General features: G+C 64.2%; 23 protein-coding genes. 8 read left to right on the top strand and 15 right to left on the bottom strand.

All coding sequences use genetic code 11. From position 1 onward, the window contains the following. Positions 1-10 precede the first annotated feature (10 nt). Positions 11-1,246, top strand: a complete 1,236-nt coding sequence (pdxH, locus tag GTP44_RS07095) for a pyridoxamine 5'-phosphate oxidase (RefSeq protein ID WP_161018863.1) — start codon at positions 11-13, stop codon at positions 1,244-1,246. A 72-nt stretch (positions 1,247-1,318) separates the two neighbouring features. After that, the gene (locus tag GTP44_RS07090; RefSeq protein WP_161018862.1) at positions 1,319-2,554 is read left to right on the top strand and encodes a class I SAM-dependent methyltransferase; all 1,236 of its coding nucleotides are present in this window, start codon (positions 1,319-1,321) and stop codon (positions 2,552-2,554) included. Here the strand turns inward: GTP44_RS07090 and msrA are convergent. Then, entirely contained in the window at positions 2,523-3,056 is a 534-nt protein-coding gene (gene msrA, locus GTP44_RS07085; RefSeq protein ID WP_229256809.1) for a peptide-methionine (S)-S-oxide reductase MsrA, read from the bottom strand. The two genes, GTP44_RS07090 and msrA, sit on opposite strands and share 32 nt — an antisense overlap. A gap of 84 nt (positions 3,057-3,140) precedes the next feature. Beyond that, a complete protein-coding gene (locus GTP44_RS07080) occupies positions 3,141-3,623 on the bottom strand; it encodes a DUF3617 family protein (RefSeq protein WP_161018861.1) in 483 nt (160 codons plus the stop codon). Between the two features lie 89 nt (positions 3,624-3,712). Here GTP44_RS07080 and GTP44_RS07075 point away from each other — a divergent pair, with 89 nt between their 5' ends. Together GTP44_RS07075 and GTP44_RS07070 are read left to right on the top strand one after the other, a co-directional pair. After that, positions 3,713-4,216 carry a flavin reductase family protein gene (locus GTP44_RS07075; protein WP_160989209.1) on the top strand — a complete coding sequence of 168 codons (504 nt, stop codon included), beginning with the start codon at positions 3,713-3,715 and terminating at the stop codon, positions 4,214-4,216. A gap of 92 nt (positions 4,217-4,308) precedes the next feature. Next, positions 4,309-5,493, top strand: coding sequence for an acyl-CoA dehydrogenase (locus GTP44_RS07070; RefSeq protein WP_161018860.1), 1,185 nt, complete (start codon positions 4,309-4,311; stop codon positions 5,491-5,493). Positions 5,494-5,537: 44 nt separating this feature from the next. Here GTP44_RS07070 and GTP44_RS07065 read toward each other — a convergent pair whose 3' ends face one another. The 12 genes from GTP44_RS07065 to GTP44_RS07010 all read right to left on the bottom strand — a co-directional run bounded on the left by GTP44_RS07065 (position 5,538) and on the right by GTP44_RS07010 (position 18,399). After that, positions 5,538-6,221 carry an OmpW/AlkL family protein gene (locus tag GTP44_RS07065; protein ID WP_160989207.1) on the bottom strand — a complete coding sequence of 228 codons (684 nt, stop codon included), beginning with the start codon at positions 6,219-6,221 and terminating at the stop codon, positions 5,538-5,540. 73 nt (positions 6,222-6,294) lie between these two features. Then, complete coding sequence (locus GTP44_RS07060; RefSeq protein ID WP_161018859.1) at positions 6,295-7,668, bottom strand: SGNH/GDSL hydrolase family protein; 1,374 nt, start codon at positions 7,666-7,668, stop codon at positions 6,295-6,297. Between the two features lie 173 nt (positions 7,669-7,841). Beyond that, positions 7,842-9,386, bottom strand: coding sequence for an alpha/beta hydrolase family protein (locus GTP44_RS07055; RefSeq protein ID WP_161018858.1), 1,545 nt, complete (start codon positions 9,384-9,386; stop codon positions 7,842-7,844). Between the two features lie 103 nt (positions 9,387-9,489). Beyond that, entirely contained in the window at positions 9,490-10,575 is a 1,086-nt protein-coding gene (locus GTP44_RS07050) for an L-threonylcarbamoyladenylate synthase (RefSeq protein ID WP_161018857.1), read from the bottom strand. After that, positions 10,572-11,780, bottom strand: coding sequence for a 5-(carboxyamino)imidazole ribonucleotide synthase (locus tag GTP44_RS07045; RefSeq protein WP_161018856.1), 1,209 nt, complete (start codon positions 11,778-11,780; stop codon positions 10,572-10,574). The genes GTP44_RS07050 and GTP44_RS07045 overlap by 4 nt, the downstream gene beginning before the upstream one ends. A gap of 3 nt (positions 11,781-11,783) precedes the next feature. Next, a complete protein-coding gene (gene purE, locus GTP44_RS07040; RefSeq protein WP_160989202.1) occupies positions 11,784-12,278 on the bottom strand; it encodes a 5-(carboxyamino)imidazole ribonucleotide mutase in 495 nt (164 codons plus the stop codon). Between the two features lies 1 nt (position 12,279). Continuing rightward, positions 12,280-13,176, bottom strand: a complete 897-nt coding sequence (locus tag GTP44_RS07035) for a phosphoribosylaminoimidazolesuccinocarboxamide synthase (protein ID WP_161018855.1) — start codon at positions 13,174-13,176, stop codon at positions 12,280-12,282. A gap of 110 nt (positions 13,177-13,286) precedes the next feature. Beyond that, on the bottom strand, positions 13,287-14,351 hold the full coding sequence (gene fba, locus GTP44_RS07030; protein ID WP_090182861.1) for a class II fructose-bisphosphate aldolase: 1,065 nt from the start codon (positions 14,349-14,351) through the stop codon (positions 13,287-13,289). Between the two features lie 67 nt (positions 14,352-14,418). Next, positions 14,419-15,867 (bottom strand): pyruvate kinase, encoded by a 1,449-nt coding sequence (gene pyk, locus GTP44_RS07025; RefSeq protein WP_160989200.1) that lies wholly within the window; start codon positions 15,865-15,867, stop codon positions 14,419-14,421. A gap of 175 nt (positions 15,868-16,042) precedes the next feature. Next, positions 16,043-17,260: a phosphoglycerate kinase gene (locus tag GTP44_RS07020; protein WP_161018854.1), complete on the bottom strand. Its 1,218-nt coding sequence runs from the start codon at positions 17,258-17,260 to the stop codon at positions 16,043-16,045. A 67-nt stretch (positions 17,261-17,327) separates the two neighbouring features. Continuing rightward, a complete protein-coding gene (locus GTP44_RS07015) occupies positions 17,328-17,660 on the bottom strand; it encodes an AzlD domain-containing protein (protein WP_160989198.1) in 333 nt (110 codons plus the stop codon). Continuing rightward, complete coding sequence (locus GTP44_RS07010) at positions 17,653-18,399, bottom strand: AzlC family ABC transporter permease (protein WP_161018853.1); 747 nt, start codon at positions 18,397-18,399, stop codon at positions 17,653-17,655. Before GTP44_RS07010 ends, GTP44_RS07015 begins: the two co-directional genes overlap by 8 nt. 136 nt (positions 18,400-18,535) lie before the next feature. Between GTP44_RS07010 and GTP44_RS07005 the strand changes: the two genes are divergently transcribed. Genes GTP44_RS07005 through GTP44_RS06990 form a run of 4 tightly spaced genes read left to right on the top strand, consistent with a single transcriptional unit; the run spans position 18,536 to position 20,721 of the window. Then, positions 18,536-18,736, top strand: coding sequence for a zinc-finger domain-containing protein (locus GTP44_RS07005; protein WP_161018852.1), 201 nt, complete (start codon positions 18,536-18,538; stop codon positions 18,734-18,736). A 13-nt stretch (positions 18,737-18,749) separates the two neighbouring features. Then, complete coding sequence (locus GTP44_RS07000) at positions 18,750-19,172, top strand: YybH family protein (protein WP_161018923.1); 423 nt, start codon at positions 18,750-18,752, stop codon at positions 19,170-19,172. Between the two features lie 9 nt (positions 19,173-19,181). Next, positions 19,182-20,138 carry a YheT family hydrolase gene (locus GTP44_RS06995; protein WP_161018851.1) on the top strand — a complete coding sequence of 319 codons (957 nt, stop codon included), beginning with the start codon at positions 19,182-19,184 and terminating at the stop codon, positions 20,136-20,138. Then, complete coding sequence (locus tag GTP44_RS06990; protein ID WP_161018850.1) at positions 20,131-20,721, top strand: DUF2946 family protein; 591 nt, start codon at positions 20,131-20,133, stop codon at positions 20,719-20,721. The genes GTP44_RS06995 and GTP44_RS06990 overlap by 8 nt, the downstream gene beginning before the upstream one ends. Here GTP44_RS06990 and GTP44_RS06985 read toward each other — a convergent pair. Then, the gene (locus GTP44_RS06985) at positions 20,690-22,375 is read right to left on the bottom strand and encodes a M48 family metalloprotease (protein ID WP_161018922.1); all 1,686 of its coding nucleotides are present in this window, start codon (positions 22,373-22,375) and stop codon (positions 20,690-20,692) included. The two genes, GTP44_RS06990 and GTP44_RS06985, sit on opposite strands and share 32 nt — an antisense overlap. Positions 22,376-22,448: the final 73 nt, after the last annotated feature.

Raw genomic sequence — 22,448 nt, 5'->3', positions numbered from 1 at the left:
AGCCCACGCCATGAGCCATACCTTGTTCGACACCGCCCCCGATTTCAGCCAGCCGATCGCCGTGCTGAAGCATTGCCACGACCGCATCCGCAAGCAGCTGGAAACGCTGCGCAAGCTGCTCGCCCACCTGCCCCGACATGGCGCCGACGCGGAGGCGCAGCAAGCCGCGCGAGCGGTGCTGAAATATTTCAACAACGCCGCCCATCTGCACCACCAGGACGAGGAGCACAACCTGCTGCCGATGCTGCAGGCCACCGCGCGCGGCGCCGACGCCGCCCTGCTGGCCGAACTGACGCCCGCTATCCTGGCGGGTCACGAGCAAATGGATAGAGACTGGTCTATAATCAAATCACAACTTGAGCAAATCGCCAACGGCAGCGGCACCGCCCTGTCGGCAGACGATGTAGCGCGCTTCTGCGAGGCCTACGCCGACCACATGGTGGTCGAGGAAGGCCAGATCGCCCCGATGGCCAAGCGCTTGTTCAGCCCGGACCAAATGGCACAGCTCGGCAGTGCGATGCAGCTGCGGCGTGGAATCCTCCCCGCCCTGCCCACCAGCCAAGTGCCCGAACAACACGCCGCGCCGGTCAACCATACCGTGGCGGACGGCGTGGTGCTGGCGGATCTGCGCCTCGACTACGGCCGCGCCAGCCTGACGGAAGACGATGTGCTGGACGATCCAATCGCGCAGTTCGGCAAGTGGTTTGAAGAAGCCCTGCATGCGAAGGTCAACGAACCGAACGCGATGAGCGTGGCCACCGTCGACGCCGATGGCAAGCCCAGCTCGCGCATCGTGCTGATCAAGCAATACGATCACCGGGGTTTCACCTGGTACACCAATTACGAGAGCCAGAAAGGCCGGCAACTGCGCGCCAATCCGCATGCCGCGCTGCTGTTCTTCTGGAGTGAACTCGAACGCCAGGTACGGATCGAAGGCAAGGTGGTGCAAACCACCGCCGAGGAAAGCGACACCTATTTTTACAGCCGGCCGGTGAAGAGCCAGATCGCCGCGATCGCTTCGCGGCAGAGCGCGCCCATCGCCAACCGCGAACAGATGGAAGCCAATTACGATGCCGTCGCGGCAGTCAGCGGCGAGCATCCGCTGCGGCCGGCGCATTGGGGCGGTTACCGCCTCGACCCGGAGCGCATCGAGTTCTGGCAGGGACGCCGCTCGCGTTTCCATGACCGGATCGTGTATGTGAAGCAAGCTGATGGCAGCTGGGTCAAGGAGCGCCTGCAACCGTAAGCCAGCGCGGCGCACCTCCCGGGCCATCGCACGCCGCTGGCCTTTGTGTGGTCTGAACACCGGGAGGATATCTTGTTCGTACAGAATCAACTCAGTCACTGGATCGACCGTATCCGCGCGCAACTGACGCTGCCGCTGCGCATCGAATTGTGGAACGGCCAGCAAGTCGACCTGTCCAGCGAAACGCCGCGCGTCACCATCCGGCTGCCGAACGTGGCGGCGGCGCGCTACCTGCTGACGCCGTCGCTGTCCAACCTCGGCGCCGCCTATGTCGAAGGCGCGATCGAGGTCAGGGGCAAGGCCAAGGACATGATCGCGGTGGTCAACGCGCTGGCGCGCACCTCGCTAAAAGCCGAGGGCAAGTTCGCGCGGCTGGTGCGCAGCTTCAGCCACAACCGGCAGCAGGACGCCGAGGCGATCCGCTATCACTACGACGTCTCCAACGATTTTTATCAGGAATTTCTCGACCCGCACATGGTCTATTCCTGCGCCTACTTCGAGCATGGCGACGAGGACCTGGCCACCGCGCAGCTGAAAAAGATCGACCACATCCTGCGCAAGATCGAATTGCAACCGGGCCAGACGCTGCTCGACATCGGCTGCGGCTGGGGCGCGCTGGTGATCCGCGCGGCCCGGCAGTACGGCGCGCGCTGCGTCGGCGTCACGCTGTCGGCCAACCAGCACGCGCTGGCGACGCAGCGCGTGCGCGAGGCCGGGCTGGAGCACCTGATCGAGATCCGCCTGCAGGACTACCGCGACGTGCGCGGCCAGTTCGACCGCATCACCAGCGTCGGCATGTTCGAGCACGTCGGCCTGCGCCATCTGCCGGAGTACTTCGGCGCCATCCACGCGCTGCTGGCGCCGGACGGCGTCGTGATGAACCACGGCATCACCAGCACCGATCCGGACAACGGCGAGACGCCCTACGGCGGCGGCGAATTCATCGAAAAATACGTGTTCCCGCACGGCGAGCTGGCGCACATCGGCCATGTGCTGAAGGCCATGCAGCAAGGCCAGCTGGAGGTCAGCGACGTCGAAAACCTGCGCCGCCACTACGCCCGCACCTGCGCCATCTGGACCGACAATTTCGAGGCGCACGGCGAGCGCGTGCGCGAACTGGCCGGCGACAAGCGCTACCGCATCTGGCACGTCTACCTGGCCGGTTGCAGCTATGCTTTCGAGCAGGACTGGATCAGCCTGTACCAGATCGTCGGCCGCAAGGCCGGTCAGCGAGCCGCCGCGCTACCGTGGTCGCGCCGGCATATGTATCCGCCGGCTAGCGCAGGCGGTTGGCAAAAGTCTTTCTGAACTTGTCGACCTTGGGCGCCACGACGAAGGCGCAGTAGCCCTGCAGCGGATGCTGGCGGAAGTAATCCTGGTGGTAGTCCTCGGCCTTGTAGAAGGTCTGCGCCGGCGCCAGTTCGGTGACGATGGGCGCGTCCCACACATGCGCCATCTCGCCGATCACCTGGCGCGCGGTGGCTTCCTGCTGCGGCGACTGATAAAAGATGACCGACCGGTACTGCGTGCCGACATCATTGCCCTGGCGGTTGAGCGTGGTCGGGTCGTGGATGGTAAAGAAGATTTCCAGCAGGTCGCGGTACTGGATCTGCGCCGGATCGTAGGTCAGCTTGATCACCTCGGCGTGACCGGTGTCGCCGGTACACACTTGCTCATAGCTGGGGTGTTCGGTCTGGCCGCCCATGTAGCCGGACTCGACGGAATCAATGCCCTTCACCTCCCGATACACCGCCTCGGTGCACCAGAAGCAGCCACCGCCAAGGATTGCCGTCGCCATTTGATTTTGCATGATCTCGTCCCGAAAGCCTGCTATGCAGTCATATTAAAACGGTTTGGCCGGCAAGTGCGCGCCGTGTCCGCAAAGCCGACACTATTAACGCTGGCCATACGGACTTTTGATCAGCGGGCCGCGCGTCATCTGCTTCGCGCCCGGCGGGATGGCGGCCGGGCAGGCGCCGGCAAAACGTCCCGTCAGCGTGTCTTGCTGGGTTTCCATCTTGCCGCCCAACCCCGGGTAGGTGGTGCTGAATTCGATCTTGTACGCGGAAGCGAAGTCACCGCTCATGCTAAGCGATAAGCGGGTTGTCTTGTCGCACACCGCAGTGTAGCGGTAAGCCGCCCCCTCCTTCTGTTGCGACTCCAGCACGCACTCGCGCTCGAAACCGGCCCACACATCGTCTTCGATGATGCGGTCTTTGTCCGCCTGTACGCAAATCTCCCAGGAAAATGGCGAATGCTCCGGCGTGACCTTCCATAGGCCGGAGGCGCGCTGGGGTGGGACGACCTCGGCGGCATAGGCGTGTGCGGAACAAAACAACAGGGCGGATAAGGCAGCAGGAATGGCACGGTAAAACATCCAATGATTCTCCTTTAGTGACGATGTCACAACTATAGCGCAGCAGGGCTTTACCTCCGCGCACACTATCTTTGGCATAATGACTCACTATGAACACCAAATTCCCACGCGCCGAAGAGCGCAGCTTCGACACCGCCCATTTCCGCCAGGCGCTGGGCCAGTTCGCCACCGGCGTGACCATTATCACCACCCGCCTGGCCGACGGCAGCTTTCGCGGCCTGACCGCCAGTTCCTTCAACTCGGTGTCGCTGGACCCGCCGCTGGTGCTGTGGAGCCTGGCCAACGGCGCCAACTCCATGCCCATCTTCACCGGCAACTCGCACTACGTCATCAATGTGCTGAACGCCGAGCAGGCCCACCTGGCCAAGCGCTTCGCCACGCGCGGCGGCAATCCGTGGGAAGGCGTCGAGTACGAACTGTCGCGCACCGGCCAGCCGATCCTGAAGGGCGCGTCGGCCTGGTTTGAATGCCATAACCGCAGCCGCTATCCCGAGGGCGACCATGTGATTTTCGTCGGCGAGGTCGAGTTCTGCGCGTTCTCCCCATGCCCGCCGCTGATTTTCCATAGCGGCCAGTTCGCCGGACTGGGGTAAAAACGGAAATTGGTGTCGCTCTTTGAAAAGCCGGCGCCAGGGTGGCGGCATAGAATGCTGACAGCATTGATCACCATAACGAGAGACTATCTATGAGCCAAGCCCGCGCCCAATTCCACTGGGATGACCCTTTGCTGCTGGACCAGCAGTTGTCCGATGACGAGCGCATGGTGCGCGACGCCGCCGCCGCCTATTGCCAGGACAAGCTGCAACCGCGCATCCTCGACGCTTTCCGCCATGAACAGATGGACACCTCCATCTTCCGCGAGATGGGCGAACTGGGCCTGCTGGGCCCGACCATTCCCGAGCAGTACGGCGGCCCCGGTCTGAACTACGTGTCCTACGGCCTGGTCGCGCGCGAAGTCGAGCGCGTCGATTCCGGCTACCGCTCGATGATGAGCGTGCAGTCGTCGCTGGTGATGGTGCCGATCTACGAGTTCGGCACCGAAGCGCAAATGCAAAAGTATCTGCCGAAACTGGCCACCGGCGAGTGGATCGGCTGCTTCGGCCTGACCGAGCCGAATCACGGCTCCGATCCGGGTTCGATGATCACCCGCGCCAAGAAAGTGGCCGGCGGCTACGCGCTGAGCGGCGCCAAGATGTGGATCACCAATTCGCCGGTGGCCGATGTGTTCGTGGTGTGGGCCAAGGATGATGAAGGCGCGATTCGCGGCTTCGTGCTGGAAAAAGGCATGGCCGGCCTGAGCGCGCCCGCCATCCACGGCAAGTTCGGCCTGCGCGCCTCGATCACCGGCGAAATCGTCATGGACAATGTGTTCGTGCCGGAAGAGAACGCCTTCCCGGACGTGCGTGGCCTGAAGGGGCCGTTCACCTGCCTGAACTCGGCCCGCTACGGCATCGCCTGGGGCGCGCTGGGCGCGGCGGAAGCATGCTGGCACACGGCGCGTCAGTATGTGATGGACCGGGTGCAGTTCGGCCGTCCGCTGGCCGCCAACCAGCTGATCCAGAAGAAGCTGGCCGACATGCAGACCGAGATCACCATGGGCCTGCAAGGCTGCCTGCGCCTGGGCCGCATGAAGGACGAGGGCACGGCGGCGGTGGAAATCACCTCGATGATGAAGCGCAACTCGTGCGGCAAGTCGCTGGATATCGCCCGCGTGGCGCGCGACATGTTGGGGGGAAATGGTATTTCGGATGAGTTCGGCATCATCCGGCATATGGTGAATCTGGAGGTGGTGAACACCTATGAAGGCACGCACGACATTCACGCGCTGATTCTGGGGCGGGCCCAGACGGGTATCCAGGCCTTCCAGTAAAAACCGCCGTCATTCCGGCGCAGGCCGGAATGACCATTACCAGCTTACCAGCCCTTGAAGCTATAGCCGACGCTGACGTTGACCGCCAGCGGGTCCAGTCGCACGTCCTGCACCTGACCGGTCGAGTAGTGGGCCTTGGTTTTCAGCTTGGTCTTGATGACCGACGCGTCCAGGAACCATTTCTCGTTGATCTTCACCGTGCCGCCCAGCTGGAAGCTGACGGCCGCTTTATCATCCAGCTTGAAGGTCGCACCAGAAGTAGCGCCGGTGTTCAGAATCGCCGTCAGCTGACCCGAACCGCGTTCCTTCTGGAACATGGCGTAGGTGAAGCCCAACCCCACGTAAGGACGCACCACCGCGTCCGGCTTAAAGAAGCGGTACTGAATGAAAGCCGTCGGCGGCAGCACTTCGGCGGTCGCCAGCTTGCCGGTGCCCTGGATCGAACCGGCGCCATACAAACTATGCTTGTACGGCAGGCCCAGGTCCAGCTCGGCCGACACATTGTCGGTCAGCATATAGGCAATCGCGAAGCGCGGCTGGGTGTCGCTGCCGACATCGGTCTTGGTGTTCGGCAAGGCCGGCGCCGACACATTGCCCGAATCCACTTTCGGGGTGATTTTATTGGCGCCCAGCGTGCCGAGCCAGGTGCCAGCTTCCTGTTGTGCCGAGGCGGCCGAGGCTACCGTCATCGCGGCGGCCAGCGCCAGCAGTTTTACCGTGTTCTTCATAGTGTCTCCAGATATTTGTATGTGAGTCCGGCCGCCACGCCCTGCGCGGACGCGGCGGCCTGCACCGATGGAATTACAGCCAGCCCTTGGTCACCAGCGCCTTGGACACATAACGCGCCAGCAGCAGGTTGTTGTACGGGGTTGGGTGCACATCGTCGGCGAACGAGTAGTGGCTGACATCGCCCGCGACCAAATTGCTGCCGTTGCAACCGAGCGAGCTGCCGATCGGGTTCTTGGTGGTGTCGGTCAAGTTGCAGGCCGGCTCGGACACATTGGTCAGACCGTATGGGCCGGGGTTGGTGGCCTGGTCATGGCTGACCGCGTACACATCCACCACCACCACTTTCGACTCGCCGCCAAGGCCGTTGGTCAGCGCGGTGTTGTAGGCGCTGACCATGGCGTCGATCAGGGCGCGGGTCGAGGCATCCTTGGTGCGGCCGGACGGGGTGGTGGCGATGTCCGGCAGGTTGTTGACCACCACGTAGTTGGCGCCGTTGGCGAGCAGCTGGTTTTTCACCAGCGCCACCAGATCGGTACCGGCGGTGGCCATGGCGGTCACCAGTGCCGGGCCGTTGGCGCTGGCGTAGGCGGCACCCGCCGCCTGTCCGGCAGCGGTGGCGTCGGCGGTGGCCTTGGCGATGTAGGTGGCGGAGTTGGCGACCACCGCCGAGTTACCCGGCTGCGCGGCGGCGGTGCCGATGGCGGCCTGGGTGATGGTGGTCTGGGTCGCGCCCGGACGCACGGTGGCGGCCTGCACGGCGGCGGTGATGGCGGCGCCGGCGGCCTGAGGATTGGTGGCGCCGGCGGCCAGCTGCGGAATCAGGCTGGCGAAGAAGGCCGGACCGGCCGCATCGGTGCCGGCCTTGGTGGCGGCGTTGGCCAGCACGGTCAACTGGAACAGCGCGTCGTTACCGCCGGCCATCACCAGCACCAGCTCATCGCCCTTGAATTTGCCGCCGACCGCTTTCAGGTGGTTGGCGATCTGGGTGACGACGGGAATGGTCAACGCGCCCAGCGGGCTGCCGGCCAGCTTGTTGCCCGGACCAACCGGGTTGGTCACGCGGGCGCCGCCCATGGCGTAGCTGTAGCAACCGGCTTTGGCGGTGACCGGCACCGAGAAGCCCTTGCTGGCGTCGCCATCGAGGCCGGTGACGGCAGGGCATGGCGCGGCCACGCCGATCTGCGCGGCCATCAGCTCGGTCCAGTTCTTGCCGGTCAGCGTGGCATTGATCGCGGTGTTGTCGCCATTGATGGTGAACTTGCCACCTTTCAGCGCGGCGACGGTGCCGACATTGTAGGTGCCGACGTCCGACAGGCTATCGCCGAACGATACCTGCGAGGCGTATTTGACTTTGGTCGATTGATCGCCAGGCGCGGGATCGGTGCCGCCGCATCCGGCCAGAACGGCCAGGGTCATTGCAGCGAGCGCAAGTTTGGTATGACGCATGTTGTCTCCTCAAAATTTTTTTTAGGCTTGTTATACGAACGGCCGTGCTATTCGCAACCTGACTAATATGCCAGCACCAACCAAGCTTGTATAGAGGGACACCACTAAAAACACGGTTTGTGAGCAAAAAAGAACGCTTGCTCGCCATCCGTTACGCCATGTCAAATCGCAATTCACCGCGATGGTGCAGAATCGAAGAAGGCACGCGCCTCGCGCAGGCAGAACGGCGCCACCAGGCCGGCATGATAAGCGTCCCTGACCGCCTGGTCGGCCGCCGCCGCGGTGCTGCCACTGACCAGGGCGGCGGTGCGCGCGGCGAACTTAGCGGCGGCGAATTGCCCGCGCGAGGTCGCATACGGCGCGAGCATCGAGGTGTCCTCAAGATTGAGTACCGTCAGGTTCAGGCCGGCCACGTTTTGCGCGCGGAAATAGGCGGCGGTGGCGCTGGTGTTGGTGTACGGCACCACCGGATCGGCATCGCCGCCGCACAGGAACATCGGCACATTGGGCGTGTAGCTGCGCAGGTCGTTCTTCTGCAGCCATTTGCGCAAGGCGTGCGCCGGCTTGCAGCTCAGCGGCGCGGCGCTGCCGGCGTTGCACGGATTGGCCTGCAGATCGGCCAGATAGCTGTTGCGGTAGCTGGTCTTGATCAGATGGTCGGCGCCGAAGAAGCTGGCATAGCCCGAGACCTGCGGCAGCGAGTCGGCGGCAAACAGCACGTCATTCGGCAACAGCCCCGCCGCCGCCAGGCTCCCCAGGCTTTGCGTGCCGGGCAACAAACTTTCGATGCCGCTGGCGTACTTGGGTTCGTAGACGTCGGCGCTGCTGGCGTACAGGCCGGCGCCGGCGCGTTGGCCGGCGCTCAGCAGCATCGGCAGGAAGCCGGCCGAGCCGGTGGACGGCGCGCCGCCGAAGATGCCGTCACCGAACAAGGTTAGCGCGTATGGGCCGGACAGCGGCGCGACCGCGGTCGGCGCGAATTCGCTGGCGTGTTTGGTCTGCATGGCGCGCTGCGTGGCCATCGCCACAAAGCCGCCCTGCGAGTAGCCGCTGACCATCAGCCGGCTGGAGGCGTTGGCGCTGATGCTGCCGAACACGCCACGGGCGGCGCGCAAGGCGTCGATCATGTCGGCCGATTGCTGTTCCGCGTCAAGATACGGATGGTAGCCGGCGTTCGAGCCGGCATAGCCGACATAGTTCGGCGCCACCACGATGTAGCCCTGTCCCGCGAACATGCCGGCGATCAGCAACGGTTCGTTGGCGCTCAGTTTGGCCATGTCGTAGCTCTTCTGCACCGACGTGCCGTGCGCGTACAGCATCACCGGGCGACCACCCTGGCAGGCCGGGTTGGCGCCGGACGGCACGTAGATGGCGGCGCTGGCCTCGGTGTCGGCGGCGGCCGAATCGATGGTGTGATACTTGACCGTGTAGACGGTGACGCCGCAGGTCGGCGTGCTGGTGATGGTGCTGCCTAATTCGACGTTGGCGTCGATCAAGGACTTGAATTGCGTCGCATCGACCGTGTTCAGCGCGACGCCGCTGCCGATGCTCACCGGCACCAGCGTGGCGGCGCCGATGAGCTGGCCACGCAGCGAAGGCGGCGGCGCCGGCGGCGTGACCACCTGTCCGGCATGGCTGTTGCCACTGCTACCGCCACCGCCGCCACAGGAGGCCAACAGCAGTAGCATCGGAATCAGGGTCAGACGAAAGTCGCGCATATCGCATCCTTGCAAGATGGCCGGGCGAAATAGTCGGCCGGCAACAAAATTATCTTAGCAGGAAAGCAAACCGGGATGGGCATCCCGGGGGCGAGAAGCGCATTTAGTGTTGCAGCAGCGACGCAATAATCCCGGCCGAGCCAAACACCGAGCGGCGCAGGCGGTCGTTGACACCCAGCCAGTCCGCGCCTTGCGGCGGCGTTTCGACCAGGATCAGGCCGGAGCCGGTCTGATCCATATCGCGCAGCGCGGCGTACAGGCCATAGGCGTAGCCGGCCGGATCGGCCGGTAGCACGCGCTGGGCGTGCGCATGGGCGGTCAGCGCGGCCGGCAGCGCGTGACCGATCAGTGCCACCTTGACGCCCTTGGCGTGCAGTTGCGGCAGCGTATCGGCCAGTGCCGCCGCCGTCGCCATGGCGACCGGCGTGCGTGGCGCGTAGTGCGATTCCAGCGTGCCGGAGGCGCGCGGCGCGGCCTGGTCCGGCGCGGCCGGCAGCATGCCGATCACGTCGGCGATCTGCTGCGCGCTGATGTGGCCGGGACGCAGCAGCACCGGGCCGTGCGTGGCCAGGCGCGACATGTCGACGATGGTGGATTCAATGCCGACCTCGCTCGATCCGCCTTCCAGCACCATCGCCAGCGCGGACGCCGAGCAGGCTTCGCCGCCGTTGAGGGCGCCGTCGTCGTGCGCGTCCATGCCGAACTCGTCGCGCACGTGCTGCGCGGTGGTCGGGCTGACGTTGCCGAACTTGTTGGCCGATGGCGCCGCCACACCGCCCTTGCCGCCCTTGAACGCTTGCAGCAAGGCGATGGCGACCGGGTGCGACGGGCAGCGCACGCCAACCGAATCCTGGCCGGCCGAGACCGCGTCAGGAATATTCGGATGGCGTTTGAGGATCAGCGTCAGCGGACCAGGCCAGAAGGCTTGCGCCAGCTTGCGCGCCGCTTCCGGCACCTCGCTGGTCCAGTAGTCCAGATCGGCGCCGGGGGCGACGTGCACGATCACCGGGTGGTCGTGCGGACGGCCCTTGGCGTCGTAGATGCGCGCCACGGCGGCCGGGTTTTCCGCATCCGCACCGAGGCCGTAGACGGTCTCGGTCGGGAAAGCGACCAGACCGCCCTCTTCCAGGATGGCGGCCGCCGCCGCGATCAGCGCCGGGTCGGCCACGGGTGCGGCGGGCTGCTTCACGGCGCCGCCTCCGCTTCAATGCCCAGGACGGCGCAGGCGGCGTTGAGTTGCTGCCGCGCTTGCTCAAGCGTGGGCGCGATGAAGGTCACGTGGCCCATCTTGCGCGCGCGGCGCGGATCGTCCTTGCCGTACAAATGCAGATTGGCGCCCGGCAAGGCCAGGATTTCATTCCAGGCCGGCTCGCGCGTGTTGTCGCTATCATCGGTGAACCAGAGGTCGCCCAGAATATTCAGCATCACCGCCGGCGAATGCTGGCGCACATCGCCCAGCGGCAGGCGCGCCATCGCCCGCACCTGCTGCGCGAACTGGCTGGTGACGCACGCGTCGATGGTGTAGTGGCCGCTGTTGTGCGGACGCGGCGCCATCTCGTTGACCACCAGCGAACCGTCGGTCAGCACGAAGAATTCGATGCACAGCACGCCCACGTAGCCGAGTTCGGCCACGATGGCTTGCGCCGCCTGCTGCGCCTTCAAGGCGCTGTCGTCCGACACGTTCGGGCCGGGCACCGTGGTGGTGAACAGGATGCCGTCGCGGTGGACGTTCTCGGCGATCGGATAGACGACCGATTCGCCGTCATGACCGCGCGCGGTCAGCACCGACACTTCGTAAGCCAGCGGCAGCATCTTCTCCAGCAGGCAAGTCACCTTGCCCATGGCCTCGAACGCCGCCTGCACGTCGGCGCGCGACGTCACGCGCACCTGGCCCTTGCCGTCGTACCCCATGCGCACGGTTTTCAGAATACCCGGCAGCAGGTCGTCGCCGATGGCGTCGATATCTTCCTGCGTGGCGATCACCTTGTGCGGCGCCGGCATCACGCCCGACTTCGGCGCGCAGTCGACGAAGAAACGCTTCTCGGCCACACGGTCCTGCGCCACCGACACGCCATGCGCGTTGGGCGCCACGAACACCGATTGCGCCAGGCGCGACAGGCTGTCCGCCGGGACGTTTTCAAACTCGGTGGTGACGGCGGCGCACTGCGCGGCCAGCGCGTCGAGGCCGGCGGCATCGCTGTAGCCGGCGTTGACCAGCCGCTGCGCGACCTGGCCGGCCGGGCAATCTGCCGACGGCTCCAGCACGGCGACCTGATAGCCCATGGCCTGCGCGGCCTGGGCAAACATGCGGCCCAACTGGCCGCCGCCCATCACGCCCAGCCACGCTGGCGGGTGGGCTTGCGGCAGGATGGATTTCAACTTCGTATCACTCATTGTTCACAGCGGCAGAGTCATGGCCTTGGCGGCCTCGGTTTGGGAAACGCGGAAAGCTTCCAGCTGCTCGGCCAGCGCCGCGTCGGTGGCGGCGATCATGGCCACGGCGGTCAGCGCCGCATTGGCCGCGCCCGCTTCACCGATGGCGAAGGTCGACACCGGCACGCCTTTCGGCATTTGCAGGATCGACAGCATGGAGTCCTCGCCGCGCAGGTACTTGGACGGCACCGGCACGCCCAGCACCGGCACGATGGTCATGGCGGCGACCATGCCGGGCAGGTGCGCCGCACCGCCGGCGCCGGCGATGATGGCGCGCAGGCCGCGCGCGCGCGCGCTCTTGGCGTAGGCATACATCTCGTCAGGCATGCGGTGCGCGGAAATCACTTGCGCCTCAAACGGCACGCCGAACTGCTTGAGGATGTTGACCGCGTTCTGCATCACGTCCCAGTCCGAGGACGAGCCCATGATGACGCCGACCAGTGGTGGTTGATCGGCCATCTTATGCTTTCAGCTTTTCGCCGGTCAGGCGTTCGATGGCTTCAAAATACTTGGCCTGGGTTTTTTCGATGACCTCGGCTGGCAGCGGCGGCGCCGGTGCGGTCTTGCCCCAGTCGGTCAGGGTTTCCAGGTAGTCGCGCACGAACTGCTTGTCGAACGATGGCGGCGAGATGCCGGTGGCATACGAGTCGGCCGGCCAGAAGCGCGACGAATCGGCGGTCAGCACTTCGTCCATCAGGTGCATGACGCCGTTTTCGTCCAGGCCGAATTCGAACTTGGTGTCGGCGATGATGATGCCGCGCGAAGCGGCGTATTCCGATGCCTCGGTGTACAGTTTGATGGCGACTTCGCGCATTTTGGCGGCCAGTTCGGCGCCGATGCGCGATTCCATCTCTGCAAAGCTGATGTTTTCGTCGTGCTCGCCCAGATCGGCCTTGGCGGCCGGCGTGAAGATCGGCTGTGGCAGTTTTTCCGCTTGTTGCAGACCTTCCGGCAGCGTGATGCCGCAGATCGCGCCGGTGGCCTGGTAGTCTTTCCAGCCCGAGCCGATGATGTAGCCGCGGACCACCGCTTCCACCATGATCGGTTTCAGTCGCTTGGCGACCACGGCGCGGCCCTTGACCTGCGCCACTTCGTCGGCCGCCACCACGGACTCCGGCGCGACGCCGGTCAGGTGGTTCGGCACGATGTGGCCCAGCTTCTCGAACCAGAAGTCGGTCATCTGGTTCAGTACCATGCCCTTGCCGGGAATCGGTTCATTCATGACAACGTCAAAGGCCGACAGGCGGTCCGACGTGACGATGAGGATTTTGTCATCGCCGACAGCGTAGTTGTCGCGGACTTTGCCGTGGCCGAGGAGTGGCAGGGACTTGATGGAAGACTGGTAGAGGCTGTTCATAGCAGGGGAATGTAATGAAAAAGCAAAAACCGGCGGATGAGGAAATCCTCGATCGCCGGTCGAAAGAGTCGGGTTAGTCCGCAAGAACCAACCCGTTCCAAAACAGAATTTTACTTCACAATCTGGGACAGCTCGCCGGCTTTGTAGCGCTCGGCCATTTTTTCCAGCGGAATTTGCTTGATTTTCGACGCCTGGCCTTCGCAGCCGAACGCCTGGAAGCGCGCGCGCACCACTTGCTCGGCAGCCAGACGGGCTGGCTTCAGGAAGTCGCGCGGGTCGAACTTCGACGGGTTCTGGAACATGTACTGACGCACGGCGGCGGTCATGGCCAGACGGATGTCGGTGTCAATGTTGATCTTGCGCACGCCATGACGGATGCCTTCCTGAATCTCTTCCACCGGCACGCCGTAGGTTTCCTTCATGTCACCGCCGAATTCGCGGATGATGGCCAGCAGTTCCTGCGGCACCGACGACGAACCGTGCATCACCAGGTGGGTGTTCGGAATACGCGCGTGGATTTCCTTGATGCGGTCGATCGCCAGAATGTCGCCGGTTGGCTTGCGGGTGAACTTGTAAGCGCCGTGCGAGGTGCCGATGGCGATGGCCAGCGCGTCGCACTGGGTTTTCTGCACGAAGTCGGCGGCTTGCGCCACGTCGGTCAGCAGCTGTTCGCGGGTCATCAGGCCGTCGGCGCCGTGGCCGTCTTCCTTGTCGCCCTTCATGGTTTCCAGCGAACCGAGCACGCCCAGTTCAGCCTCCACCGTCACGCCGATGGCGTGCGAGAACTTGACCACTTCGCGCGACACTTCGACGTTGTATTCGTAGGAAGCGACCGATTTGCCGTCGGCTTCCAGCGAGCCGTCCATCATCACCGAGCTGAAGCCCGAGCGGATGGCGGCCATGCAGACCGCCGGCGACTGGCCGTGGTCCTGGTGCATGACGACCGGAATGTGCGGGTACGCCTCGATGGCGGCGTCGATCAGGTGACGCAGGAAGGCTTCACCGGCGTACTTGCGGGCGCCGGCCGAGGCCTGCATGATGACCGGCGCGTTCAGCGCGTCGGCGGCAGCCATGATGGCCTGCACTTGTTCCAGATTGTTGACGTTGAACGCAGGGATGCCATAGCCGTTTTCAGCAGCATGGTCCAGCAGTTGACGCATGGATACGAGGGACATGGTAAGACTCCAAAAACAATAAAAAAACCTGTCACCGGCCCGTCGTCATCCCCGACGACCGGTTGAATTAACTAAATTCGCCGACCTTGACGATCTTCAGCGCGTTGGTGCCGCCGACCTGGCCCATTGGGGAACCCCAGGTCACGACGATCAGATCACCCTTCTTGACCACGCCTTGCGCGACCAGCAGTTCTTCGGCCTTCTTCAGCACGGCGGCGCTGCCGCCTTCCTGCAGCAAATTGTAGGCCTTCACATTGCGGTACAGCGCCACTTTGCGCAAGGTCGTGGTCGACGGCGTCAGCGCGAAAATCGGCGTATCGATGTTGTGACGGCTCATCCACAACGCGGTCGAACCGGACTCGGTCAACGCGACGATCGCCTTCACCGCCAGGTGGTGCGCGGTGAACAGCGCGGCGTAGGCGATCGACTGGTCGATGCGGGTGAAGGTCGCATTCAGGAAGTCGGCGTCGAGCTTGTTGTACTCGGACTGCTCGGCTTCCACGCAAATGGCGGCCATCATTTCCACCGTTTCAATCGGGTAGCGGCCCGACGCGGTTTCGGCCGACGTCATCACCGCGTCGGTGCCGTCCAGCACGGCGTTGGCCACGTCCGACACTTCGGCGCGGGTCGGCACGGCGTTGAAGATCATCGACTCCATCATCTGGGTCGCGGTGATCGCCAGCTTGTTCGACTCGCGCGCCATGCGGATCATACGCTTCTGCAATGCCGGCACCGCCGCGTTGCCCACTTCCACCGCGAGATCGCCACGGGCGACCATGATGCCGTCCGAGGCGTCGAGGATCTCCTGCAGCACAGGGATCGCTTCGGCGCGCTCGATCTTGGCGATCATCAGCGGCTTGTGGCCGAACGGCTCGCCGGCGATATTGGCCAGCTGGCGCGCCATTTCCATATCGGTCGCGCTTTTCGGGAACGAGATCGCCAGGTAATCGCACTGGAAACTCATGGCCGTCTTAATATCTTCCATGTCCTTGGCGGTCAGCGCCGGCGCGGTCAGACCGCCGCCCAGGCGGTTGATGCCCTTGTTATTGGACAGTTCACCACCGATTTTGGTGGTGGTGTAAATCTCGGAGCCGACCACCTTGTCGACCACCAGCACGATCAGGCCGTCGTTCAGCAGCAGCTGGTCGTTCGGTCGCACGTCCTGCGGCAGCGCCTTGTAGTCCAGACCGACGCGGTCCTGGTTGCCCAGTTCGCCATTCTCGCCCCACTTCGCGTCCAGGATGAACTTGTCACCCTTGGTCAGTTCGATCTTGCCGTTTTCAAACTTGCCGACGCGGATTTTCGGGCCCTGCATGTCCGCCATGATCGCCACTTCGCGGCCGCACTCGGCCGCCGCCTCGCGCACCAGGCGCGCGCGGTCGATATGGTCCTGGGCCTTGCCGTGCGAGAAATTCAGGCGCACGACATCCACCCCCGCACGGATCATCTTGACCAGTACGTTGAAGTCGGTAGAAGCTGGGCCGATCGTGGCGACAATTTTGGTGCTACGAGACATAGTATTCCTTAGCGGTAGGTCATGCGAACAGTTCCCGCACGGCGCGGAAACCCGGGTTTGTTGTGGTCAAGACATCAAATCTGTAAATCCACTACAGATTTGATGCCCTTCCCAGGCATTACCTGGATTCTACTGTTAGTTTGCTACAAAGCACGACCGTGCTATTCACTGCCTTTTATTTTGACGCGGCGCGCTGGGTCAGGATCTCGACCGCCGGCAGGGTTTTACCTTCCAGGAACTCCAGGAAGGCGCCACCGCCGGTGGAAATGTAGCCCACTTGCGCGCCGATGTTGTACTTGGCGATCGCCGCCAGCGTGTCGCCGCCGCCGGCGATCGAGAACGCTTTCGACTCGGCGATGGCCAGCGCCAGCGTCTTGGTGCCTTCGGCGAACTGGTCGAACTCGAACACGCCCACCGGGCCGTTCCAGACGATGGTGCCGGCGCTGGCGATCTGCGCGGCCAGGATGGCGGCGGTTTGAGGACCGATATCCAGGATCATGTCGTCATCGGCCACGTCTTTGACGTCTTTGACGGTGGCGACGGCGCTTGGCGAGAATTCCTTGGCGGTCACCACATCGACCGGAATCGGCACTTGCGCGCCGCGCGCGGCCAGCTTGTCGATGATGATTTTGGCGGCGCCCACCAGATCCGGCTCGGCCAGCGATTTGCCGATCTTCAGGCCGGCGGCCAGCATGAAGGTGTTGGCGATGCCGCCGCCGACGATCAGATTGTCGACCTTGTCGGCCAGCGATTCCAGGATCGACAGCTTGGTCGAGACTTTCGAGCCGGCGACGATGGCCAGCAAAGGACGGGCCGGGGCGCCCAGCGCCTTGCCCAGCGCGTCCAGCTCGGCGGCCAGTAACGGACCGGCGGCGGCCACCGGCGCAAATTTGGCGATGCCATGCGTCGACGCTTCGGCGCGGTGCGCGGTGCCGAAGGCGTCATTGACGTAGATGTCGCACAAAGCGGCCATTTTCTGCGCCAGTTCGTCGGCATTCTTTTTCTCGCCCTGGTTGACGCGAACGTTTTCCAGCAGCACCACCTGGCCAGCCTGCAGGCCTTCCAGGCCGGCGCCATCAACCCAGTTCTGCTTCAGCTCAACCGGCTGGCCCAGCAGCTCGGACAGGCGCGCGGCGACCGGCGCCAGGCTGTCTTCCGGTTTGAACTCCCCCTCGGTCGGACGGCCCAGGTGGGACGTGACCATGACCTTGGCGCCAGCGGCAACCGCTGCCTGAATGGCAGGAACCGAGGCGCGGATACGCGTATCTTCGGTGATATTGCCGGCATCATCCTGCGGCACGTTCAGGTCGGCACGGATGAAAACGCGTTTGCCTTGCAGTGCGTTTTGATCGATGAGGTCTTGCAGACGGATGAAGTTCAGAACAGCGGACATGGCTACCCAAGGTCGAGTTGTTGGAAGAGCGCTATTTTACCCGAAGCTTAACGTGATTTTTCTGTTATTAAGTTACAGAAATCAAGCGTAGTGCCGTAAAGAAAGCCATGCCGAATATGATGGTCTCCAGCATATTGCGCCGCAGCAAATAATAAATCGTCGCCACAATCCCCGAGATCAGCTTCAGATTGCTGGCATCCAGCACCGCCTGGCCGTCCGCGCCCAGGATCAGGTCCGGCGCCACAATCGCCGCCAGCGCGCAGGCCGGCGCGTAGCGCAGCATCTCCTGCACCCGCTTGGGGATGGTGATGTGGTGGCCGATCAGCCAGAACGAGCTGCGCGTGCAGGCGGTCGCCAGCGCCAGCACCGCAATCACCAGCCAAATTTCCCAGTCAGCCACGCTTGCTTCTCCATTTTTCGGCGGTTTCCTCGATGACCATGGCGGTCAGCATGCCAACCAGCACCGCCGCCAGCAGGCCCAGCTTGTAAGGCAGCTGATGCGCCAGCACCGACACGGCGCCCGCCACCAGCACCCCGGCCAGCGCCGGACGCCCGGCCATCAGCGGGATCATCACGCAAATGATGGCCAGCGTGCCGGCAAAGCCCAGCGCCCATTCGGCTGGCACGGCGCTGCCGAGGAAGATGCCGGCGATCGAGCCGATCTGCCACGAAGCCCAGTTCGGATACAGCAGGCCTTTCAAATAAGACAACTTGCCGACCTGCGGCGCTTCGGACGGGTATTTTTGCAGGAACAGCGCCACCGTCATGTCGCCGGCGACATAGCCCAGGGCCAGGCGCTGGCGCCATGGCAGATGCGAAAAGTGCGGTGCCAGCAGCGCGGAAAAGATCACAAAGCGCAGGTTGACCACCAGCGCGGTCAGGAAAATCACCCAGATCGGCGCATTGGCCGCGATCAGCGGCAACGCCGCCAGTTGGGCGGAGCCGGCGAACACCACCAGCGTCATGCCCAGCGATTGCGGCATCGTCAGCCCGGATTTCACCATGGCGATGCCGACCACCAGGCCCCAGGCGCCGATGCCGAACAGCGAAGGCAGGCCGGTCCTGACGCCTTCGCGCCAGGATGGTTCGTGGTGGGCTGCGACGCAGGGCGCCGTGGCAGTGCTGCTCATTTCAGTCATGGGATCGGTTGTGGCATTCCTGCCACATGGCGGGCCGGGGAGGTATTGTAGAGGCGCTATTTTACCGACGATTTTTGCTCCATGCGCGAATCCGTTAAAATCGTGGTTTTCTCTCAGCCATCCGGAGCCACAAGAAATGACCAACCCAAACGCCGCTGTTACCGCCGTAGAACTCGATGGCAAGGATCTGCCGGCCCACTGCCCGAACCCAGCCATGCCACTGTGGTCGTCGCACCCGCGCGTCTTCCTGGAGTTCGACGCCCACGGCGTCGCCAAGTGCCCGTACTGCGGCACGGCCTACAAGCTGAAACCCGGCGCGGTTGTTGGCCACCACTGAGCAAGCCACCGCCATGCCGACCAAGAAGACGCATAACGGTAGCGCCGCCGAGACCGAAGCGGCTTTTTACGACGCCCTCAACCGGGCCGACCTGAATGCGCTGATGGCGCTGTGGGGCGACGAAGACGAAATCGTCTGCGTCCATCCGGGCGGCCCGCGGCTGATCGGCCATGCCGCCATCCGCGCCTCCTGGGCGGCCATTCTTGAGCATGGCGGGTTGAACATCCATCCCTCGTCGCTGCACGAAACGCATACTTTGATGAGCTCGGTGCACACCGTGGTCGAGGGCGCGACCGCCGCCAGCGGCGAGCCGGCGCATTTGATCGCCACCAATGTGTACGCGAAAACGCCGAAAGGCTGGCGCCTGACGCTGCATCACGTATCGATCGCGCCGGGACCGGCGCCGGTGGAATCACCCAACCAGATCCTGCATTAAGTTCCCGCCGTGAAGTACACCGCGCCGTTGTGGCTGCCCAGCGGCCACCTGCAAACCATTTATCCGGCCATCGCCATCAGCAAGCCGGCGGTGAGCTTCCGGCGCGAGCGCTGGGATACGCCGGACGGCGACTTCATCGACGTTGATTTTGTCGACGGCCAGCCGGGGCAGCCGTTGGTCGTGTTATTTCACGGTCTCGAAGGTTCCTCCAACAGCCACTACGCGCGCGCGCTGATGGCCGAGTTGCAGACGCGCGGCTGGTCCGGCGCCGTGCCGCACTTTCGCGGCTGCTCGGGCGAGGCCAACCGCGCGCCACGCTTCTACCACTCGGGCGACGCCGCCGAAATCGACTGGGTCATCCGCCGCCTGCACGCCGGCCACGCCAGCGACATCCACAGCGGCAAGTTCTACGCCACCGGCGTCTCGCTGGGCGGCAACGCGCTGCTGCGCTGGCTGGGCGAATCGCGACACGCGGCCGATTTCGTCGCCGCCGCCTGCGCGGTATCGGCGCCGCTGGACCTGGCGCAAGGTGGCGCGTCGCTGTCGAGCGGCTTCAACATGCTCTACACGCGGATGTTTTTGCAGACGCTGAAACCGAAGTGCGTAGCCAAACTACAGCAATTCCCCGGCCTGTTCGATCTCGACGCGCTGCACGCGGCGCGCGATCTGTACGCCTTCGACAACGTCGTCACCGCCCCGCTGCACGGCTACCGCGACACCGACGATTACTGGCACCGCGCCAGCGCCAAGCACGTGCTGAACGACATCACCGTGCCGACGCTGGTGCTGAATGCGAAAAACGATCCCTTCCTGCCGGGCCGCCATCTGCCACGGCGTGCGTCGCCGCGCGTGGTATTGGACTATCCTGAGCACGGCGGCCATGTCGGCTTTGCCGTCGGCGGGCCGCCGGGCCGCATCAACTGGCTGCCGGCCAAGCTGATCACTTTCCTCGAACAACATGGATGACATCGTCAAACAGGCGCTGGCCAAGTGGCCCAACGTACCGCACTGCTACGGCTGGCTGGCGCTGGACGCGCGCGGCAACTGGCGCATGCGCGACGAGCGCGCCCAACACCTCCACCTGCCCGGCGACAAGCTGACCAATGCGGCGCTGGTCGGTTTCATCACACGCAATTACGCGGCGGATGAGCGTGGCTGCTGGTATTTCCAGAACGGTCCGCAGCGCGTGTACGTGCAACTGGAAGCGACGCCGTACATCGCCCGCACCGATCCGTCCGCCGGTTGGCTGCTGCACACCGGCGCGGCGCTCGGCCCGCTGGACGCCGCGTTGCTGACCGACGCGGGCGCGCTGATCCTGCGCAGCGCCGACGTGTACGCCCAGCTGGACGATCGCGACGGCGCCGACGTGCTGCCGCGCCTGCGACTGAACGGCGCGCCGGTTGATGACGAGGTCTTGCTGGAATGGATGGCGGGCCGCGCGCAAGGCGCGCTGAGCCTGGATGGCGTGGCGGTCGAGCGCATCGCCGCCGATCAGTTGGCGGCGCGCGGCGGCTTTGTCAGCGTACCGACGGCCCCTGCGGCAACGTAGGATTGCTCAACCTGCGCAGCCGGTCGAGCGGGCTTTCCGATAGCTCGAATGGATTGTTGTGCTCGTCAGCGTCGGACTTGAGCTCGGCCTTGAACGCCGAACGCGATTCCGTCATGTCCTTCTTGCCCTTGTCGCCCATGGCCTCGCGCCGCGCCGCCTGCCATTCGCGCTCGCGCGCATCGATCAGCGACTGATCGTAAAACGACGCGTCCGGCGACTTGCGCGCATAGTTCAGCTGATCCAGCGCCGCCATCACGCCGCCCTGCAGGTTATACGACTCCGCCAGCGCGATATGCTGTAGCGCCAGCTTACCTTGCTTGGAATACACCTGCGCCAGCAAATCATAGGCCTCGATATCTTCGCGGTACAGCTGCACCTGATCGCGCAGATACACCGCCGCCGCCTCCAACCGGTCGGCCTTCAGCAGCGCCTCGCCGTACTGATGCGCGATGCCGCGCGACAGCGGGAATTTTTCACGGGCCGCGTTCGCCTCGTCGACCGCCTTGGCCAGCATCGCCTTGTTGTCCGGCTGCGCCAGCTTGATCTCGATCGAGGTCGCGGCAAAGATCGACTCCGCCTTGCTACGCGGGCCGACACCGATCACGCCGGCCGGCGGCGGCCGGTTGACCGTCTCATACGCCTTGTCCAGCCAGCTTTGCGCGGCGACGGTATCGCCCTGCTTCATCGTCAGGAACGCCATGCCGTACTGACCGGCGGCCTTCTGCTGCCAGCTGTCCTGCTTGATCTGATTCTCAAAGAAGGTTTTGGATTCGCTGTAGCCGCTGCTGCTCTGGTCCTGCAACACGCGGGCGCGCGAACGCACCAGGAAAAAGTCCAGACTGTCGGAACGCTGCTTGTAAGGATGCTCGCGGATGCGCGCCTGAATATCGGCGATGCGCTCGGCAGGCAGCGGGTGGGTCAACAGCCAAGCCGGCACCAGATCGCTATAGTTCTTGGTCGATGCCTGCATTTGCTGGAAGAAGGCCACCATGCCCGAGGTGTCGAAGCCGGCCTCGCCCATGATCTGCAAACCGATGCGGTCGGCTTCACGCTCGGCCTCACGGCCGAAATTCAGCTGCCGCTGGATCGCCACGCCCTGTCCGCCGAGGAACACGCCGATGGCCGCGTCACCGCCGGCGCGCGAGGCCAGCGCGGCCAAAATCATCGCCGCCAGCGGGATCAGCGCATCCTGCTTCTGCTGGCCGATGGAGCGGGCGATGTGCCGCTGCACCACGTGGCCGATCTCGTGGCCGAGCACCGACGCCAGCTCGGACTCGTTCTGCGCCTGCAACAGCAGCTGCGAATGGACGGCGATGAACCCGCCCGGCAAGGCGAACGCGTTCAACTGGTTGTCGCGCACCACAAAGAAAAAGTAATCGTACTTGGCCTCGCCGCGTGCGCCGGGACGGGCATCGACCAGCGCGTTGCCGAAGTTATTCATGTACTCCAGGATGGGGCCGTCGTCGAGATAATCGCGGTCGCGGCGGATATCGCGCATGATTTCCTCGCCGATTTTGCGTTCCATCAGCGGCGACAAATCCTGGCTTTCGGTGCCGCCCAGCGACGGCAGATTCGGAATGCGGGCCGGCGCGATCACATTCTGCGCCATGGCCATCGGCATGGCGACCAGCAGGGCCATGGCAACAGCGCGCATGCGGCCGGAGTAAGAGGAGCGTTTTGCTTTCACGGTGATATGATACCCGCAACCTGGGCACAAAAACTTAGTG

The sequence above is a fragment of the Duganella lactea genome (assembly GCF_009857505.1).
GTDB lineage: Bacteria > Pseudomonadota > Gammaproteobacteria > Burkholderiales > Burkholderiaceae_D > Rugamonas > Rugamonas lactea.
This window is presented reverse-complemented; position numbering and strand designations above follow the sequence as displayed.

Coding starts and splice junctions, on each gene's coding strand:
- pdxH (WP_161018863.1), top strand. CDS start 11: ATGAGCCATACCTTGTTCGACACCGCCCCCGATTTCAGCCAGCCGATC.
- msrA (WP_229256809.1), bottom strand. CDS start 3,056: ATGCAAAATCAAATGGCGACGGCAATCCTTGGCGGTGGCTGCTTCTGG.
- GTP44_RS07080 (WP_161018861.1), bottom strand. CDS start 3,623: ATGTTTTACCGTGCCATTCCTGCTGCCTTATCCGCCCTGTTGTTTTGT.
- GTP44_RS07075 (WP_160989209.1), top strand. CDS start 3,713: ATGAACACCAAATTCCCACGCGCCGAAGAGCGCAGCTTCGACACCGCC.
- GTP44_RS07070 (WP_161018860.1), top strand. CDS start 4,309: ATGAGCCAAGCCCGCGCCCAATTCCACTGGGATGACCCTTTGCTGCTG.
- GTP44_RS07065 (WP_160989207.1), bottom strand. CDS start 6,221: ATGAAGAACACGGTAAAACTGCTGGCGCTGGCCGCCGCGATGACGGTA.
- GTP44_RS07060 (WP_161018859.1), bottom strand. CDS start 7,668: ATGCGTCATACCAAACTTGCGCTCGCTGCAATGACCCTGGCCGTTCTG.
- GTP44_RS07055 (WP_161018858.1), bottom strand. CDS start 9,386: ATGCGCGACTTTCGTCTGACCCTGATTCCGATGCTACTGCTGTTGGCC.
- GTP44_RS07045 (WP_161018856.1), bottom strand. CDS start 11,780: ATGAGTGATACGAAGTTGAAATCCATCCTGCCGCAAGCCCACCCGCCA.
- purE (WP_160989202.1), bottom strand. CDS start 12,278: ATGGCCGATCAACCACCACTGGTCGGCGTCATCATGGGCTCGTCCTCG.
- GTP44_RS07035 (WP_161018855.1), bottom strand. CDS start 13,176: ATGAACAGCCTCTACCAGTCTTCCATCAAGTCCCTGCCACTCCTCGGC.
- fba (WP_090182861.1), bottom strand. CDS start 14,351: ATGTCCCTCGTATCCATGCGTCAACTGCTGGACCATGCTGCTGAAAAC.
- pyk (WP_160989200.1), bottom strand. CDS start 15,867: ATGTCTCGTAGCACCAAAATTGTCGCCACGATCGGCCCAGCTTCTACC.
- GTP44_RS07020 (WP_161018854.1), bottom strand. CDS start 17,260: ATGTCCGCTGTTCTGAACTTCATCCGTCTGCAAGACCTCATCGATCAA.
- GTP44_RS07010 (WP_161018853.1), bottom strand. CDS start 18,399: ATGACTGAAATGAGCAGCACTGCCACGGCGCCCTGCGTCGCAGCCCAC.
- GTP44_RS07005 (WP_161018852.1), top strand. CDS start 18,536: ATGACCAACCCAAACGCCGCTGTTACCGCCGTAGAACTCGATGGCAAG.
- GTP44_RS07000 (WP_161018923.1), top strand. CDS start 18,750: ATGCCGACCAAGAAGACGCATAACGGTAGCGCCGCCGAGACCGAAGCG.
- GTP44_RS06990 (WP_161018850.1), top strand. CDS start 20,131: ATGGATGACATCGTCAAACAGGCGCTGGCCAAGTGGCCCAACGTACCG.
- GTP44_RS06985 (WP_161018922.1), bottom strand. CDS start 22,375: ATGCGCGCTGTTGCCATGGCCCTGCTGGTCGCCATGCCGATGGCCATG.